15 protein-coding genes (1 of these 15 cut by a window edge) are annotated in these 15548 nt (G+C 63.0%); 4 read left to right on the top strand and 11 right to left on the bottom strand.

Annotated elements, in window-relative coordinates:
* From V1294_RS36685 to V1294_RS36665, 5 genes are all read right to left on the bottom strand, one after another.
* Nucleotides 1-868, bottom strand: the 5' portion of a protein-coding gene (locus V1294_RS36685; RefSeq protein ID WP_334504147.1) for a TRAP transporter substrate-binding protein. 221 nt of this gene lie to the left of the window's left edge; 868 of the gene's 1089 nt are visible here — the first part of the coding sequence; the start codon lies at nucleotides 866-868; the stop codon falls past the left edge of the window.
* A 352-nt stretch (nucleotides 869-1220) separates the two neighbouring features.
* Nucleotides 1221-2564: an IS5 family transposase gene (locus V1294_RS36680; RefSeq protein ID WP_334481944.1), complete on the bottom strand. Its 1344-nt coding sequence runs from the start codon at nucleotides 2562-2564 to the stop codon at nucleotides 1221-1223.
* 258 nt (nucleotides 2565-2822) lie between these two features.
* Nucleotides 2823-4133 carry an NAD(P)H-dependent oxidoreductase gene (locus tag V1294_RS36675; protein ID WP_334504146.1) on the bottom strand — a complete coding sequence of 437 codons (1311 nt, stop codon included), beginning with the start codon at nucleotides 4131-4133 and terminating at the stop codon, nucleotides 2823-2825.
* 216 nt (nucleotides 4134-4349) lie between these two features.
* A complete protein-coding gene (locus V1294_RS36670; RefSeq protein WP_334504145.1) occupies nucleotides 4350-5150 on the bottom strand; it encodes a phytanoyl-CoA dioxygenase family protein in 801 nt (266 codons plus the stop codon).
* 158 nt (nucleotides 5151-5308) lie between these two features.
* Nucleotides 5309-5983 (bottom strand): GntR family transcriptional regulator, encoded by a 675-nt coding sequence (locus tag V1294_RS36665; RefSeq protein ID WP_334504144.1) that lies wholly within the window; start codon nucleotides 5981-5983, stop codon nucleotides 5309-5311.
* Between the two features lie 139 nt (nucleotides 5984-6122).
* Between V1294_RS36665 and V1294_RS36660 the strand changes: the two genes are divergently transcribed.
* A complete protein-coding gene (locus V1294_RS36660; protein WP_334504143.1) occupies nucleotides 6123-6932 on the top strand; it encodes a class I SAM-dependent methyltransferase in 810 nt (269 codons plus the stop codon).
* Between the two features lie 6 nt (nucleotides 6933-6938).
* Here V1294_RS36660 and V1294_RS36655 read toward each other — a convergent pair whose 3' ends face one another.
* Nucleotides 6939-7796, bottom strand: coding sequence for a sigma-70 family RNA polymerase sigma factor (locus V1294_RS36655; protein WP_334504141.1), 858 nt, complete (start codon nucleotides 7794-7796; stop codon nucleotides 6939-6941).
* A gap of 117 nt (nucleotides 7797-7913) precedes the next feature.
* Here V1294_RS36655 and V1294_RS36650 point away from each other — a divergent pair, with 117 nt between their 5' ends.
* Both V1294_RS36650 and V1294_RS36645 read left to right on the top strand, forming a co-directional pair.
* A complete protein-coding gene (locus V1294_RS36650) occupies nucleotides 7914-8369 on the top strand; it encodes a carboxymuconolactone decarboxylase family protein (protein ID WP_334504974.1) in 456 nt (151 codons plus the stop codon).
* Nucleotides 8370-8496: 127 nt separating this feature from the next.
* A complete protein-coding gene (locus tag V1294_RS36645; RefSeq protein WP_334504139.1) occupies nucleotides 8497-10257 on the top strand; it encodes an adenylate/guanylate cyclase domain-containing protein in 1761 nt (586 codons plus the stop codon).
* Nucleotides 10258-10271: 14 nt separating this feature from the next.
* Here the strand turns inward: V1294_RS36645 and V1294_RS36640 are convergent, their stop codons facing one another.
* A complete protein-coding gene (locus V1294_RS36640; protein ID WP_334504137.1) occupies nucleotides 10272-11096 on the bottom strand; it encodes an alpha/beta fold hydrolase in 825 nt (274 codons plus the stop codon).
* A gap of 5 nt (nucleotides 11097-11101) precedes the next feature.
* Nucleotides 11102-11926, bottom strand: a complete 825-nt coding sequence (locus tag V1294_RS36635) for an alpha/beta fold hydrolase (protein WP_334504135.1) — start codon at nucleotides 11924-11926, stop codon at nucleotides 11102-11104.
* A gap of 186 nt (nucleotides 11927-12112) precedes the next feature.
* Here V1294_RS36635 and V1294_RS36630 point away from each other — a divergent pair, with 186 nt between their 5' ends.
* On the top strand, nucleotides 12113-12655 hold the full coding sequence (locus V1294_RS36630) for a methylated-DNA--[protein]-cysteine S-methyltransferase (protein WP_334504133.1): 543 nt from the start codon (nucleotides 12113-12115) through the stop codon (nucleotides 12653-12655).
* Nucleotides 12656-12664: 9 nt separating this feature from the next.
* On the opposite strand, the gene V1294_RS36625 is transcribed toward V1294_RS36630, so the two are convergent.
* From V1294_RS36625 to V1294_RS36615, 3 genes are read right to left on the bottom strand one after another with little or no spacing between them, the layout of a single operon-like run.
* Complete coding sequence (locus V1294_RS36625) at nucleotides 12665-13468, bottom strand: enoyl-CoA hydratase/isomerase family protein (protein ID WP_334504131.1); 804 nt, start codon at nucleotides 13466-13468, stop codon at nucleotides 12665-12667.
* Complete coding sequence (locus tag V1294_RS36620) at nucleotides 13465-14334, bottom strand: MBL fold metallo-hydrolase (protein WP_334504129.1); 870 nt, start codon at nucleotides 14332-14334, stop codon at nucleotides 13465-13467. The genes V1294_RS36625 and V1294_RS36620 overlap by 4 nt, the downstream gene beginning before the upstream one ends.
* A 16-nt stretch (nucleotides 14335-14350) precedes the next feature.
* The gene (locus V1294_RS36615; protein WP_334504127.1) at nucleotides 14351-15529 is read right to left on the bottom strand and encodes a serine hydrolase domain-containing protein; all 1179 of its coding nucleotides are present in this window, start codon (nucleotides 15527-15529) and stop codon (nucleotides 14351-14353) included.
* Nucleotides 15530-15548: the final 19 nt, after the last annotated feature.

The following is a 15548-nucleotide window of genomic DNA, read 5'->3' as shown; positions in this document are numbered from 1 at the left end:
GCCGCTTCAACGCTGCTGCATTGACGTAGTCGTATTTGCCGGTGACCCAGGTGAACGTATCGTAGGAAGCGGTCTCGATCGCGGCCTGATAGTGCTTCGGCAGGGCATTGAACTTGTCGAGGTTCATGATGTTGTGACCCTGCCCGGTGCCTTCCCACCAGCCGGGATAACAATAATACTTGGCGACCTTCACGAAGCCGAGCTTTTCGTCGTCGTACGGTCCGACCCACTCGGCGGCATCGATGGTGCCCTTTTCCAGCGCCGGATAAATGTCGCCGGCCGCGATCTGCTGCGGCACGCCGCCGACCTTGGCGATGATGGTGCCCGCGAAACCGCCGATGCGGAATTTCAGGCCCTTGAAGTCGTCCACGGACTTGATTTCCTTCCGAAACCAGCCGCCCATCTGGGCGCCGGTGCTGCCGGTCGGAACGCCTACGCATTGATACTCTTTCAGGAGGTCATTGAGCATATCCATGCCGCCACCGAACCGCAGCCAGGAGATATGCGCGCGGGTATTGAGGCCGAACGGCAACGAGGTGCCGAAGGTGAAGGCGGGATTCTTGCCCCAGTAGTAGTAGAGCGCGGTGTTGCCCATCTCCACGGTGCCGTTCGAGACGGCGTCGAGTACCTGCAAGGCTGGCACGATTTCGCCGGCGCCAAATGATTGAATCTGGAACTTATTATCGGTGATGTCGGCGACGCGCTTGGCAAAATATTCGCAACCGCCGTAGAGCGTATCGAGGGACTTCGGCCAGCTTGCCGCAAGCCGCCACTTTACCTCCGGGTTCGATTGCGCAATCGCAGGCGCGGCCACCGCACTCGTGGCAAGACCGACGCCGCCCACCTTCAAGAAATCACGACGCTTCATTTTTGCTTCCCCTCTGCTTTTTGCCGATACCCGACCAAGGGACGACGGTCTCATGCCGTCTTCTCTGATTACCGATGGCCGGTGCTGGACTGTTGTTTAAGGATGTGGGCCCTGAAACCTAGGCTCTTGGTGATGCAATCAATTTTCCCGGCTTTATGGACCTGCGGGCAGGATGACGAATTAGTGATTGATAATCAAGGGTTCTGGTTCCGCCGCAGTTGCGAAGGGCTGCCTGAATATCGAGCGTTTGAGCTGCTTCAGCCAACGAAAGGCCAAGACTGCGAGCGATGCGCGGCAAGCTAATCGGAAATGCCGCATCGCAGTAATTCGTCGCCCGTGAAGAATCCTGATCTCAGGTTTGATTGATCGACGGCTCCGGGAAGAGTGCCGTCAGGATTTGGCGCAACAAGAGTGTGAGCCAGCGGATCAGACGGCGGAAGTTGTAGCCGACGGCGGCGAGGACGGCGTTGGCAGCGTCGCCGCGGCGGAACCAGAGATAGTTGCGACCCATGCGGTGCTCGGCCTTGAGATGGCCGATGACGGGCTCGACGGCGGACCTGCGGCGCAATTCGCGCTTGATCTTGGGCGTCACCCCACGCTTCTGGCCAGAGATGAAGACCCTGAACCTGTAGTCGGGCGGCGCATTGTGGCCGCGGTATCCCTTGTCCGCGAGGATGCGCGCGATGGTGCTGCCGACGAGCGCCTCCATGTCCGGGATCACGCTTGCCAGGGTGTGACCGTCGTAAGGGTTGCCGGGCAGCGCTTTCACATGGGCGACGAACTGGCCGCCCTTGCAGTGCTTGAGGGTGGTGGCGACGCTCACCTTGACGCCGAACTCGTAAGGCCGATGCGCCTTGCCTTTGCCGATGCATTCGACTTCCGGCGCGTGCAGGGAATAGATCTTCGGCCCGCGCTGATGCTGTTTCTGCTCGCGCACCCGCCGAGCCAGCGCCAGCAGCTTTGTAAACGCCGCTTCGAGCCCGCCGTCGCCCTCGATCTTGCGGGCGATGTCACGGATGACGCGGCCGAGATAGGTGCGCAGTTTCTTGAGCATCCGGTTGGCGCGCTTGAACTGCTTGGCGTGGGCATAGCGCTGATGCTGGATCAGCGCGAGCTTGCCCACCCGCGCATAGGATTGGCGCAAATCCACCCCGCGCAGCTTCGCCAGCCGCACCAATTTCTCGCGCGCCCGGTTCAGAAGCTTCGCATCGGTGGGGAACGTCACGTTTTTGGGCTGAACCGTGGTATCGACGATCACCCGTGACAGTTCGGATGGCTTGATCGCCTTGGTCCTGGTGGCAACCGACAGGCTTTCCTGGATCAGCGCAGCCAGCCGCTCCTCGCCCATGCGGCTTCGCCAGCGCGTCAGCGACGAGCGGTCGAACACCAGCCGGTGCTGGAAGAATTCCTCGCCGCAGAAGTATTGGTAATAGGGGTTCTCGACCCAACGCTCGCACAGCACCTCATCGGAGAGGTCATAGCTGTGCTTGAGGATCGCCAGCCCCGCCATCAATCGCGTCGGCAGCGGCGGCTGGCCGGGGCCGTCCGTGTAGACCTCGCCGAGGCGCCCTTCCAGGAACCCCCAATCCACCGTGCGCCCCAGCGTCACCAGTGGATGCTTCATGTCGATGATCTGATCGAGCCGGGACCGGAACAGATCCTGCTCACCCGTTTCTCGCCGTTCCCGTGGCCGCATCGCGCCCCCGCCAAATCATTCCCAGGCGAGAGAATCACGAATCAAGTTTGCAAGGAATCCCCTTCCGCACGCCAGGTTTCCGGCAAATTCGACTGCCCAAATGTCGCGTTTTCAGATTCCATATCAGTCACTTGGGAATTCTTCACCGACGACTAATTCCGCAGCGCGAGTGCATTCGGCGACCAACGCCATTCAACGTCACGCATAGCAAGGTGGTGGATTTTCCAGCCGCCGCCACCGGTACGCGTTGCGCGATCGTCACCGCGCGGAAAACGCCGCTTCCATCGCCCGGCGCGTCTTGATGGTGTCGTTGTTTTCGTCGACCTCGACATCGCTCCAGCGCACCACCGCGCCATGGGCGACGTCGTTCTTCAGCTTGACGCGATGGGCAAGTCCGATCGGCAGCGCGCCAGCCGAGAGGCTTTTTCGTGCCGGCATCAGTTTGCCCCACACCGTGTAGCCGCCTTCGCCGTCGAGCATTTCGCCCGCGCGCAGATCGCGCTTTGCGACCGCTGCGACGTCGCCACGAAAATCATGCGGCTGTCCGGTGGGCTCGTTGCGCAGCGCTGCCGACAGGATGGAAATATTCAGTTCGAGGCCGATCAGATGATACGGCTTGTACATCGCCGCATATCGACCCGAGGCATCGGTCTTCAGCCCATATTGCCTGAAGCAATCGGCGGCATAATCGTTCGGCGCTTCCAGCACGACATAGACACCCCAGCGCAGGTCGCGGAAGACAGGACGGCCGTCGCGCTCGAGCGACGACACGACCTCCGCAAGGCCAGCCTTTTCCAGCACGCCACCCGCTTCACGCGGCCGCATCACATGCGGCAAATCGTCGACGCCGCAGGGCGGAAACAGCAAGCCATCCGATGGCACGTCCAGCCCGCACGCGTTCGCGATCGCCGCCATTTCGATCGCGGATTTGGTGCCGTCCAGAAACGAGTTGAACATCTGTGGATTCATGCCGGCCGATTGCGCTTCGCCGGCCGTCAGCCCGTAATGGCTCCAGACACCGTCCGGCGTTACATCGTGATAGGCCGGCAGATATTTGGTGCCCTTGCCGGCGGCGACGACGCGAAAACCCGTCGCGCGCGCCCAGTCCACCATCTCCGCCGTCAGCGCCGGCTGGTCGCCATAGGCCAGTGAATAGACCACGCCCGCCTTGCGGGCTTTCTCGGCCAACAGCGGTCCGGCCAGCACGTCGGCCTCGACATTGACCATGACGACATGCTTGCCGGCCGCAATCGCCGCGCGAGCATGTTGGATGCCGACGGCCGGGTTACCGGTCGCTTCCACCACGACGTCCATTGCGCCGCCGGCAATCGCGCGCGCGCCGTCATCGGTGAAAGCCGTTCGTGCGATCCGCGCCTCGTCCCACCCGACGGTGCGGCACGCTTCGCGGGCGCGATCGCGATCGAGGTCGATGATGACGGACACTTCGAGTCCCGGCGTATGCGGCACCTGCGACAGGAACATCGAGCCGAATTTTCCGGCGCCGATCAGGGCGACGCGAACCGGCTTACCGGTGGCAAGGCGGGCGTTGAGGAGGCGATGAAGGTTCATGGAAGAATCCCAACAGGTAGCGCGGCAGCAATGATTGTTCCGTCATGGCCGGGCATAGCCGTCTGAAGGACGGCGTCGCTTCCGCTCGCCTATGTCCCGGCCATCCACGTCTTTTCCGCCGCGGCATCGCAAGACGTGGATGCCCGGGACATCTAGCGCGAAGACGCGCTTCGCGCTTGTGCCCGGGCATGACGAGTGTTCTAAAATGACTTCAAACTACTCCGCCGCCTGGCGGTGGGCGCGCGCAAGCCGCAGCAACGCATCATCCTCCACCGTCTGGATCGGCGTAAAATCGCGGTGCGCGATATATTCCGGCCGCGTCGGGGTGCGGATGTAGTTCGAAACCGCATTCAGCGTCAGGTAGACGATCTTGCGCGGATAGGGCGTGATGTTGCCGCTTGATCCGTGCACCAGGTTGCCGTGGAACATCAGCATGCCGCCGGCCTTGCCGGTGGGGGCTACGATGCCGCCTTCCTTCACCAGCCGGGTGACGGTCGCCTCGTCGAGCGTCCACAGCGGATAGGAGGTGGTCTCCAGGTCATGCGAGGCCTTGAGGTCGCCGGCGTGCTGGCTCTTCGGCACCAGCATCAAGGGTCCGTTGATCGGCATCACCTCGTCGAGGAAGATCGCTATGTTCATCGCGCGCGGTTCAAGCATGCCGTCGTCGCGCTTCCAGGTGCCGTAATCCTGGTGCCACTGCCAGACGTCGCCCGTGAAGGCAGCTTTGGCGTTGATCTTGAACTGATGCATGTAGACCTTCTCGCCGAAGAGCTGCTCGATCGGCTCGATCATGCGGGGATGGGCGCCGAGCGCGCCGAACGCCTCGTTATAGAGATGTGCGGCAAAGGCGGTGCGCGGCGCGCCGCTCTTCTCGCGCCACACCTCGGGCCGGTTGGCGTCGTAGATGCTGATCGCCTCGCGCGCGAGATAGGCCACTTCCTCGGGGCTGAACAGCTCGGGCAGGAACAGCCAGCCTTCGCGGTTGAAGAATTCGATCTGCTGCGGCGTCAGTTTCATGGTGTTTCCTCCTTTGGTTTTTATTTTGTTGTCATTCCGGGGCGCGCGAAGCGCGAACTACGATGTGCAACTGCACATCGGAGAATCTCGAGGTTCCCCGATGCGCAATTGCGCATCTGAGGTCTGGTCCTTCGACCATCCCGGAACGACGGCGCTTGCTATGCCGCCTTGTCGGTCGCCTTCAATCGCTCCTCCGTCATCCGTCCCGCCGTTTGCGCATGCGCCAGCGCTGCGGCTTCCGCGGCCTTCGCATTGCCCGCAAAGATCTGCGCTGCAATCGCCTCGTGATCGGCCCAGGCGCTTTCGCGGTAATCGAGTTCGGCCAGCACAGTCGCCATCGAGCGGCGCATATGCGGCCATTGCGGCACGATCATTTCCTCGATCGCGGGATTGCCCGCGAGGCGATAGATTGCGCTGTGAAAATCGACGTCGAGCGCGATCAGCCGCGCCAGCGGCGTGTCTCTGCCGATGGTCCGCCCTGCGCGCAGCGCTGCGTCGAGTTGCGCGCGACCCGAAGTGTCGATCTTGGCCCGTCCGGCGGCGAGCCGTGCCGCCAGCGCATCGATCGCACCGCGCACCTCGTAGAGCTGGCGGATGCGCTCCGGGTCGAGCCGGGTGACTTCAAAGCCGCGCCGGCCGCTTTCGGCGACGAGCCCCTGCCGGTGCAGCAAATGCAGCGCGTGGGACACCGGCTGGCGCGATACACCGAGCTTTTCCGCAAGCTCATTCTGCCGGATGCGATGGCCGGGAGGCAGCGAACGATCGGTGATCGCCTCGAGGATCCGGGCATAGACCTGGTCAATCAGGTTGGGGAGCGGATCCAATGGGATCATGCCCGGCTGTCCATTTCGAATACGGAATTCAGAATTCAATAATAGAGGACAATCCGACCCCGGTCAAGGTTCTAGGATCGGGGTGCTGCGGCGGGTGCCTGGGACTATGCTGCGCCAAGGGGCGATCGGAGGTCCGCAAATGAGCAGCGATGCAGCCGGCTTCATTGGCAACATCCCGCAGTATTACGATGAGGGCCTCGGCCCGATCATCTTCACCGAATATGCAGCCGATATCTCAAGGCGCGCAGCCGCCGGCCGCCCGGCGCGGGTGCTCGAAACCGCCGCCGGCACGGGGATCGTCACCCGGAAATTGCGTGACGCACTGCCTGATGATACGCGACTGATCGCGACCGATCTCAATCCGCCGATGCTCGATGTTGCACGCGCCAAATTTCTGCCCGGCGAGCAGGTCGAATTCCAGCCTGCAGATGCGATTGCGCTTCCCTTCGCCGATCAAAGCTTCGACGCCATCGCCTGTCAGTTCGGCGTGATGTTCTTTCCCGACAAGGCAAAATCCTTTGCCGAGGCCTATCGCGTGCTCGCCCGGGGCGGCCGCTATGTGCTCAGCGTCTGGGACTCTCATCGGTACAACTCGTTCGGCCGCATCGCGCATGAGGTGGCGGGGCGCTTCTTCCCTGCCGATCCGCCGCAGTTCTACAGCGTGCCGTTCTCCTGCCATCAAATCGATCCGATCAAGGAGTATCTGATCGCGGCCGGCTTCGACGACATCGGCATCGCCGTGATCAGACAGGAGCGCGAGCTTCCTGACACCGCGAACTTCGCGCGAGCGGCGGTCCATGGTAACCCGCTGATCGATCAGGTGCGGGCGCGCGGAGGCGTCGATCCGGAACGCATCGTCGACGCGCTGACGCAGGAATTTCGCCGCGAATTCGGCGATCCCGGCCGGATGCCGATTCAGGCGATCGTGTTTTCCGCGACGAAGAAATGACCCTGCTCACGGGAGCACGGTGACGTTGAGCTCGCCGATCTGTTCGGCGTCCGCCACAGCATCGATCGCTGATATCCGCTCGCCGCGGATGGTTAGCCGCACCACGATGCGCAATTGCCCGCCGAAGATAACGGCGAGCGCCGGAGCGCCGTCGACGAGCGCCGGTTTGGCGGCCTGCGCGCGGCCCTTGAAGAACTCTGCAACCGCGGTAGCGCCGCGGATTTCGGCGAGCGAACCGAGCCGCTGCGCCGCTTGGTCGGCGCGCACCACCACGTCGGGATCCAGCACTGCGAGCAGTCCTTCGAAGTCACCTTCACGCGAGGCCTTGAGGAAGGCGTCGACGATGCTTTTCTGCCGGCCGAAGTCGGCGTCCGGCGGCGGCGTGCCCTGCACCCGGCGGCGGGCGCGGCTCGCCAATTGCCTCGCCGCAGTGGGTGTGCGGCCGACGATCGGGGCAATCTCCTCGAACGGCACGGCAAACATGTCGTGCAGCACGAAGGCCAGCCGCTCGGCCGGCGCCAGGGTTTCCAGCACCACCAGCAACGCGGCGCCGACGGAATCGGCCATTTCCGCATCGCGCCCATGCGCATCGTCAGCGGCTGGTTCCGGAACATGCGGCCCCATCGGCTCCTCGCGCCGCGATTTGCGCGAGCGCAGCATGTCGAGGCAGACGCGGGCGATAACCGTGGTCAGCCAGCCGCCGAGGTTTTCGACCGCGCTGGTGTCGGAACGGCTCAGCCGCAGCCAGGTCTCCTGCACGGCATCGTCGACCTCGCCGGTCGAGCCCAGCATGCGGTAGGCCACCGCCCTCAGGCGGGCCCGGTTGGCCTCGAATTGGTCAGCCAGAAACTTTTTCTCGTCCATCGGTCACATTCCCATGTCGCGTTCCGTCTTGGCTATGACGAACGAAAGCGCGCCGATGTGACAGCAAATCGGCGGTAAGCGGCGTCAGAACGGAACAACTCATGGAGAGTAGAAATGATGCACGCACGCATGAACCACCCGGTCATGGTCGTCCCCGATGCCATGAAGGCGCTGCAGGCGCTAGGTGAATTGACCAAGAAGGACTTGCCGGAAAAGCTGCTCGAGCTGGTGCATCTGCGCGCCAGCCAGATCAATGGCTGCAGCGCCTGCGTCGACATGCACCCCAAGATCGCCAAACGGGCCGGGGAGACCGATGAGCGCCTGTTCTCGGTCGCAGCATGGCGCGACACCCCCTATTTCACCGAAGGCGAGCGTGCGGCCCTGGCGTTGACGGAAGCCCTGACCCGGCTCAGCGACCGCGCCGATCCGGTGCCGGATGTGGTCTGGAGCGAGGCCGACAAGCATTTCGACGAGGCCGAGCTCGCGGCGCTGATTCTGGCGATTGCCAATATCAATGTCTGGAACAGGCTCAACGTGGCCGTGCGCCAGCCGGCAGGCGTCTGGAAGGGGTAGCCTGCGACCAAATTCCGCTCAATTTTAGCGCGCCGGATCGTGCTTATTTCACCGGCGCGCGCTAAACAACAAGCCCGGCCGGATCGGCCGGGCTTTCGCTTCTCTTGCTTCATCCCGTTTCCCGATCATGGCCGTCCTTTTAGACCAGACATCGATGCTGCGGCCGACCATCCGAAAGCGGATACTCGGCATCGCCATCGGTTTGATCTTTCTGATGGCGATCACGTCGGCGTTGTCGACGGTGATGACGCGCAAGATTGCCCATCAGCTCGACGAGTTCAGCTCCAAATATGTCGAAGCGTACGGACATCTGGCGCGGATGAATGTCCGCTCGCTCGAGCAGGCGCTGGCGCTGCGCCGGATCGTGATCGGCAGGATGCAGTCGCCGCCCGACATGGCATTCTCTGCAGATCAGCGAAAAATCTATGAAACGAAGGGACAGGAAATCGAACAGGAGGCGCAGGCGGCGCGCGCCCTGATCAACGCGATCATCGACGATGTCTCCACCGAATCCGATAACGCCCGGCTCGGCCGGATCGACGATCGAATCGAGCGCGTGACCATCGATCTCCGTCGCTATCTCGGTGAGGAGTACATGCGGCTGTTGTCCCTGCTCGATGCCGGGAATTTCGCAGAGGCCAGGGCCGGCCTGGCCAGGACCGATACGCTGCGCGACGAACTCAATCAAAGGATCGAAGATATCCGCACGGACATGCTTGCGCAGGTCCGCAGCGATGCCGTGATGACGATGCGCGACCAGAAGACTGCGATTGTGATCTCTGTTGTCCTGACCTTGCTCGCGGGCATCCTCGGACTGATGTTTTCACTTTTCATCAGCATCGGCATCACTCGGCCGGTGCGGCGTTTGCTGGAAGGTACCCGTGCGGTCGAAGCCGGCCGGCTCGACGGATCGATCGACGTCACCACGCGCGACGAGATCGGCCAGCTCACGACGGCCTTCAACAACATGGTCGAGCAATTGCGCCACAAGGAACACCTGCGCGAAACCTTCGGCCGCTACGTCGACCCGCGCGTCGTGGAAGGTCTGATTGACCCGCAATCGCTGGCTGCGAGCAATGGCGAGCGGCGGGTGATGACGGTGCTGTTCTGCGACATGAAGGGCTTTACCAGCCTCAGCGAAGGCACGACGCCGCAAGGCCTCGTCAAGGTGATGAACCATTATCTGTCGACGATGTCGGGACCGATCCGCAGCCATCGCGGCATCATCGACAAATATATCGGCGATGCGATCATGGCCTATTGGGGGCCTCCGTTTACCGAGCATGGCGAGCAAGCACGTCTTGCCTGTCTTGCTGCCGTCGAAATGGCGGATCGCGGTACGGCGCTGCGCACGGAGCTGCCCGAGCTGCTTGGTGTGCGCACCGTGCCAAGCGACTGCGAGGTGCGCATCGGCATTGCGACCGGTGAGGTGCTGGTCGGCAGCATCGGCTCGGAATTCATGATGAGCTACACGGTGATGGGCGATGCGGTGAATCTGGCGTCGCGCCTGGAGAGCGTCAACAAGATCTACGGCAGCCACTCGCTGGTTTCCGAGGCTACGATCACAGCGGCCGGCGATGCGGTGGAATCGCGCGAGATCGATCGGCTGGTGGTCGTCGGCCAGACTCGTCCCGAAGCGGTGTTCGAGATCATCGGGCGCAAGGGCGGGTTGACCGAGAAGCAGCTAGCGCTGCAGGCGCGGTACGCCGAGGGGCTGGCTGCCTATCGGTCGCGCCGCTGGGATGACGCACGCCGGGCGTTCCAGGCGGCGCTTGAGGCCGTCCCCGGCGACGGACCGTCCGAAGCGATGGCGCATCGTGTCGAGAACTTTCAGGCTAATCCGCCGGCCGCCGATTGGGATGGCGCGTGGCGGCTGGATCAGAAGTAAACAGGGTGACGCGTTTACGCTGCGAGAAACTCCAGCACCACGTCGCAAAATTCCTGCGGCGCCTGTTCGAACATCCAGTGGTGCGTGCCGGGGATGATAGCGGTCCTTGCGCCCGGAATATGCTCGGCCAGCACGCGCCAGATCACCGCCAGAGCGCCCTTGGTGTCGCCGCCGCCGATCAACAGCGTTGGTGTATTGATCGATTTGGCCTCGCTCTTCAGAAACGGCTTGCGGTTTTCGCCGACTTGGCCAAGCAGCGTATAGATGTTGTCGCGCAATTGCTGTCGTGGCGCCGCAGGCCACCGCGCCCACGCGCCTTCACCGTCGATCCCATCGACAAAGAGCGCGAGCGCACCGTCGATGTCGCCGTTTCGCACCATCTCGGCAGCTATTGGAACGCGCGGACCCAGCGGCACGGGGCCGGGAGGCGGGCTTGTCGGTTGCAGCGCCGGTTCGAGATCGCCCCCCGGCTCGGCAAGAATGGCCCTGCGCAACAGATCCGGCCGCGCCTGCGCCACCCGGAATCCAATATGGCCGCCGCGGGAATGGCCGATCAGATTGACCGGCCCGGCATTCAGCTTTTCGATGAAGCCGATGACGTCGGCGGTGTGCTGCGCCATCAGATAGTCGTTGCCTACCCCGTTCCAGTGCTCCGGAAAGAACCGCCGCAGGCTCAGCGCAATCACGCGGTGCTTCCTCGACAATGGCCCGAGCACGGCATTCCAGGTGCGGAAGTCGCCTAGTGTGCCGTGCACGAGAACCAGTGGCGGGATGTTGGCCGTGCCTCGGCCAACATCGAGATAGGCGATGTCATAGCCATTGACGCTCAAGGTCTGCATGGCGATCAATCCTCCGCGAGATATGTCAAAACGATCTCGCAATATTTCTGTGGCGCCTGTTCGAACATCGGATGCGTGGCGTTCGGGATTATCTCGGTGCGCGATCCCTTCACGTTGGCCGCCAGCGCATGCAGCACCCGCGGGAACGCGCCCTTGGTGTTGGCGCCGCCGATGAACAGCGTCGGTGTCCTGATCGCTTCAGCATCCGCCCTGGAGAGCAGCGGACGCTGGTCGCGGGTTTGCCCGACCAGTGTCGTGGCGTTGTCGCGCAAAAGCTGTTTCGGCGTCGCCGGCAAGCGCCTCCAGGCGCCGGGCCCTTCCAGCGCATCCAGGAAGATCTGCAGGCCGCCGTCGATGTCGCCTTTGACGATTGCCTCGGCGGAAGTCGCAATCTGAGCGGCCAGTGGCGAGGGGCCGGGCTGGTAGGCGGGATCGAGCGTGGCGTCGAGTTCGCCGCCGGGTTCGGCCAGGATCAGCTTGCGCAACAGATCAGGCCGCCGTTGAGCGACGCGAAAACAGATGTTCCCGCCGCGGGAATGGCCCATCAGGTCGACCGGTCTGGTATCCAGCTTCTCGATAAAGGCGATGACGTCGTCGACGTGTTGCGCGGTCGAGTAGGTTTCGCCGACGCCGTCCCAACGGTCGGGGAAAAAATGCCGTAACGACGGCGCGATCACCCGGTGCCTGCGCGTCAGCGGTCCGAGCACCGACGACCAGATCCGGAAATCGCACAGCGAACCATGAACGCAGACCAGCGGCGGGCCATCGCCAGCGCCCTGGCCGATATCGAGATAGGCCATGTTATAGCCGTTGACGTTTATGGTTTGCATGGGATCTCGTGAGGTGAGGTGGGACCAAGGGCCATTGAAGGGCGCTGGCGAGAACCCCAGATCAGCGGAAGTTGTTCATGCCGTCAAGTTCCCTCAGGTTTCGGGTGGATAGCAATAATCTCCAAGCCTAGATTTGGGCCCAAGAGGAAGCTGGGTGGCATTGAACAGGAGAATGTGGAGCCAGCCATGACCGGGCACCATTTTACGATATTCGACACCGCGATCGGCCGCTGCGGCATCGTGTGGGGCGAGCGCGGCATCACCTCGGTGCAATTGCCGATGGGCGACGAGAAGAAGACCCGCACCCGCCTGCAGCAGCGCCATGGCGACCTGATCGAGGCGCCGCCGCCCGCGAAGGTGCAGGCCGCGATCGACGGGATTGTGGAGCTGCTCGAGGGCAAGCCGCACGACCTCGCCGATGTCGTGCTCGATCTCGACGGCGTTCCCGAATTCAACCGCGGCGTCTATGACATCGCGCGCACGATACCGCCGGGCAAGACCATGACCTATGGCGACATCGCCAAGAAACTCGGCGGCGTCGAGCTGTCGCGCGACGTCGGCCAGGCGCTCGGTCGCAACCCCTGTCCGATCGTGGTGCCGTGCCATCGCGTGCTGGCGGCGGGCAACAAGCCCGGCGGCTTCTCCGCCAATGGCGGGGTGGTGACGAAATTGAAGATGCTGACGATCGAAGGCGCGGTCGTGAACCACACGCCGAGTCTGTTCGATTGAGCGGTTGCCTTACCGTCCCTTGAAGTTCGGCGTTCGCTTCTCGTTGAAGGCCAGCACGCCCTCGCGGCGATCCTCGGTTGGGACCATGCGGTTATAGGCCTCGATTTCCAGCGCGAGGCCGTCCCGCAAGGACAGTTGCAGGCCCCGGTGGATCGACAGCTTTGCCTGGCGGACGGAGATCGGCGCGTTGCGGGCGATATGTGAGGCGGTCGCCAGCGCCGCCGGCAGCAGTTCGGATAACGGAAATACTTCGTTCACAAGCCCCCAGGCGTGGGCTTCGGCCGCGGTAAACGGCTTGCCGGTCAGGATCAATTCCTTGGCGCGGCGCTCGCCGACGGCTCGCGGAAGCGTCTGCGTCCCGCCGCCGCCGGGCATGATGCCGAGCGTGACTTCGGTGAGCGCGAAGCGAGCATTCTCCGCTGCGTAGAGGAAGTCGCAGCAGCCTGCGATCTCGCAGCCGCCGCCATAGGCCGCGCCATTGACAGCGCCGATGATCGGGACCGGGCAGTCGATCAGCGCCCGCACCATCCGCTCGAAGATGACGTGCTGGCGCGTCCATGCCTCGTCGGTCATGCCGCGCCGCTCCTTCAGGTCGCCGCCGGCGCAGAACGCCTTGTCGCCGGCGCCAGTGAGAACGATGCAGCGCAGGCTCTTCGGATCGAGCGCCGTATCCTCGAAACAGCGCACGAGGTCGCGTCCCATCTGGGTGTTGAGTGCGTTGGACGCGTCCGGCCGGTTGAGCCGGACGATAGCTACATGTTCATCGATCGGCTCGATCGAAAGCGTGTCGAAAGCGGAGGGAGTCGAGCTCATGTCGCCTCGCAGGAGAATCCGCTGCCCCTGCGCCGGATCTTTCCGACCGACGGGGAGGGGAAATGCGCGGTGCAGCACAGCGTATCGGTGTCGCAGTAGCGCTCCATGAAATTGCGGCGCGTCATTGCTGCTTGCGCCTGATCGACGTCGAACTTCACGGACAATTCCGGATAACGCGTCTGCAACGGCGAATGCATCAAATCGCCGGAGAACACGGCGTCGTCCTTGCCGCGGCCGAAGGTGAAGGCGGTATGCCCGGGCGTGTGGCCCGGCGTCGGCAGGATGCGGGTGTGGTCGCCGATCGCGTAGTCGCTGCGGACGATCTCGGCCTGTTTCGCCTCGACGACCGGCAGCACGCTGTCGCCAAACGCCGGCACGGGCGTTTTCGCGTGGGTCTCCGTCCAGTAGTCGAACTCGGTCTTGTCGAACACATAACGCGCCTTCGGAAACGTCGGCACCCAGCGGCCATTGTCGAGCCGCGTATTCCAGCCGACATGATCGACATGCAGATGCGTGCACATGACATAGTCGATATCGGCGACGGTAAAGCCTGCTGCGGCCAGACCGCGGAGATAGGTGTCGTCGGTCTTCATGTTCCATTTCGGCCGCTGCGGCCGCGACTTGTCGTTGCCGATGCAGCTATCGATCAGGATGGTGTGATGCGGGGTCTTCACGACATAGGACTGGAAGCACAGGATCAGCACGTCCTTGTCGTCGAGCGCGCTGGCATCCCGCATCCACGCCCGGTTCTCCGCCAGCACTTCCGGCGTCAGGCCCGGCAGCATCTCCAGCGCCGGCAGGAAGGTGGTTTCCTGCTCGATGATGCGGTGGATGGTGAGGTCGCCGACAGTGAATTTCAGGCTCATGCTATTTCCCGCTTGATTAGCGCGTGTTGTTGTCGCGAACGGACGGAAGGATGTAGTTTGCCATCATGTCGAGCGCCGCGTCGCCCTGGTAAGGCCGAAAATAGAGGCCCGATGTCGTCATCACCACAAGGTCGCGGTCGGGCACGATGAAAATGCGCTGGCCGCCCGAGCCCATCGCCGCAATCCACTTCACTTCCTTCTCCTGCGCAATCGAGCGGCCCATCCACCATTGCTGGCCATAAAAGAAAAGACCGCTGAAATAGCCGATCGCCTGAAAACGCGGCGTGACCGATTGCGCGATCCATTTGGCCGAGACGATCTGCTTGCTGTTCCAGTCGCCCTTGTTTAGCACTAGCTGGCCGATCTTTGCGGCGTCGCGCGGGCGAAGACGAAGGCCGACGGCCGGGGCAATCTTTTCGTTCGCGTACTTCATCCACTCCCAGTCGGAGATGCCGAGCGGTGCGAACAGCGTGTCGCGCGCGAACGCCTCCAGCGATTTGCCCGACACGCGCTCGATGATGTTGCCGAGCAGGTCCGTGCCGCCGCCATTGTAGGTCCACACCGTGTCCGGCGGTGCAGCGACAGGCTTCGACAGAACATAGCGTATCGGATCAGCTTCGTTGCCCAGATGTGGTTCGTCGTTTTTTGGGTCTTTCCAGCCGCGGTTCTCGTCCCATTGAATGCCCGACGACATGGTCAGGAGATGGCGGAGGGTGATGTTGTCCCAACCCGGCGACTTCTGTGCGGAGTAATCCGGAAAGAATTTAACGACAGGCTCGTCGGCGCTCTTGATCAGCTTGCGGTCGATCGCAATCCCGACCAGCAGCGAGATCACGCTCTTCGAGGCTGAGCGCATGTCGTGCTTGGTGGTGGCATCGAAATCGTGCCGCCCGCCGCCCTGGCCCCAGGGCTCGTCATATCCTGCAAAGTATTGTTCGAAGACGAGCTTGCCGTGACGAACGATGACCACGGCGTGAACGTTGGCTTCGATTTCCTTGAGCCGCGCCGCGATGGCGCACAGCCGTACACTATCGAGGCCGACGCTATCAGGGGAATCGATGGTCCAGCCGTCGCCAAGCGCGGCGGGCAGACCGCAAGCCGGACTTCCTTGGCTCCGCGCCTGCGTAGCCGACGCCGCGAGCATGAAAACGGCAGCGAAGCCGAGGCGCCGCAATTTTTTGCCAACCTCGCGCATGCTGCCGACTCCTTTTTTG

Origin of the sequence: Bradyrhizobium sp. AZCC 1678, assembly GCF_036924765.1 — a bacterium.
Lineage (GTDB): Bacteria > Pseudomonadota > Alphaproteobacteria > Rhizobiales > Xanthobacteraceae > Bradyrhizobium > Bradyrhizobium algeriense.
This window is presented reverse-complemented; position numbering and strand designations above follow the sequence as displayed.

Coding starts and splice junctions, on each gene's coding strand:
- V1294_RS36680 (WP_334481944.1), bottom strand. CDS start 2,564: ATGCGGCCACGGGAACGGCGAGAAACGGGTGAGCAGGATCTGTTCCGG.
- V1294_RS36675 (WP_334504146.1), bottom strand. CDS start 4,133: ATGAACCTTCATCGCCTCCTCAACGCCCGCCTTGCCACCGGTAAGCCG.
- V1294_RS36670 (WP_334504145.1), bottom strand. CDS start 5,150: ATGAAACTGACGCCGCAGCAGATCGAATTCTTCAACCGCGAAGGCTGG.
- V1294_RS36665 (WP_334504144.1), bottom strand. CDS start 5,983: ATGATCCCATTGGATCCGCTCCCCAACCTGATTGACCAGGTCTATGCC.
- V1294_RS36660 (WP_334504143.1), top strand. CDS start 6,123: ATGAGCAGCGATGCAGCCGGCTTCATTGGCAACATCCCGCAGTATTAC.
- V1294_RS36655 (WP_334504141.1), bottom strand. CDS start 7,796: ATGGACGAGAAAAAGTTTCTGGCTGACCAATTCGAGGCCAACCGGGCC.
- V1294_RS36650 (WP_334504974.1), top strand. CDS start 7,914: ATGCACGCACGCATGAACCACCCGGTCATGGTCGTCCCCGATGCCATG.
- V1294_RS36645 (WP_334504139.1), top strand. CDS start 8,497: ATGGCCGTCCTTTTAGACCAGACATCGATGCTGCGGCCGACCATCCGA.
- V1294_RS36640 (WP_334504137.1), bottom strand. CDS start 11,096: ATGCAGACCTTGAGCGTCAATGGCTATGACATCGCCTATCTCGATGTT.
- V1294_RS36635 (WP_334504135.1), bottom strand. CDS start 11,926: ATGCAAACCATAAACGTCAACGGCTATAACATGGCCTATCTCGATATC.
- V1294_RS36630 (WP_334504133.1), top strand. CDS start 12,113: ATGACCGGGCACCATTTTACGATATTCGACACCGCGATCGGCCGCTGC.
- V1294_RS36625 (WP_334504131.1), bottom strand. CDS start 13,468: ATGAGCTCGACTCCCTCCGCTTTCGACACGCTTTCGATCGAGCCGATC.
- V1294_RS36620 (WP_334504129.1), bottom strand. CDS start 14,334: ATGAGCCTGAAATTCACTGTCGGCGACCTCACCATCCACCGCATCATC.
- V1294_RS36615 (WP_334504127.1), bottom strand. CDS start 15,529: ATGCGCGAGGTTGGCAAAAAATTGCGGCGCCTCGGCTTCGCTGCCGTT.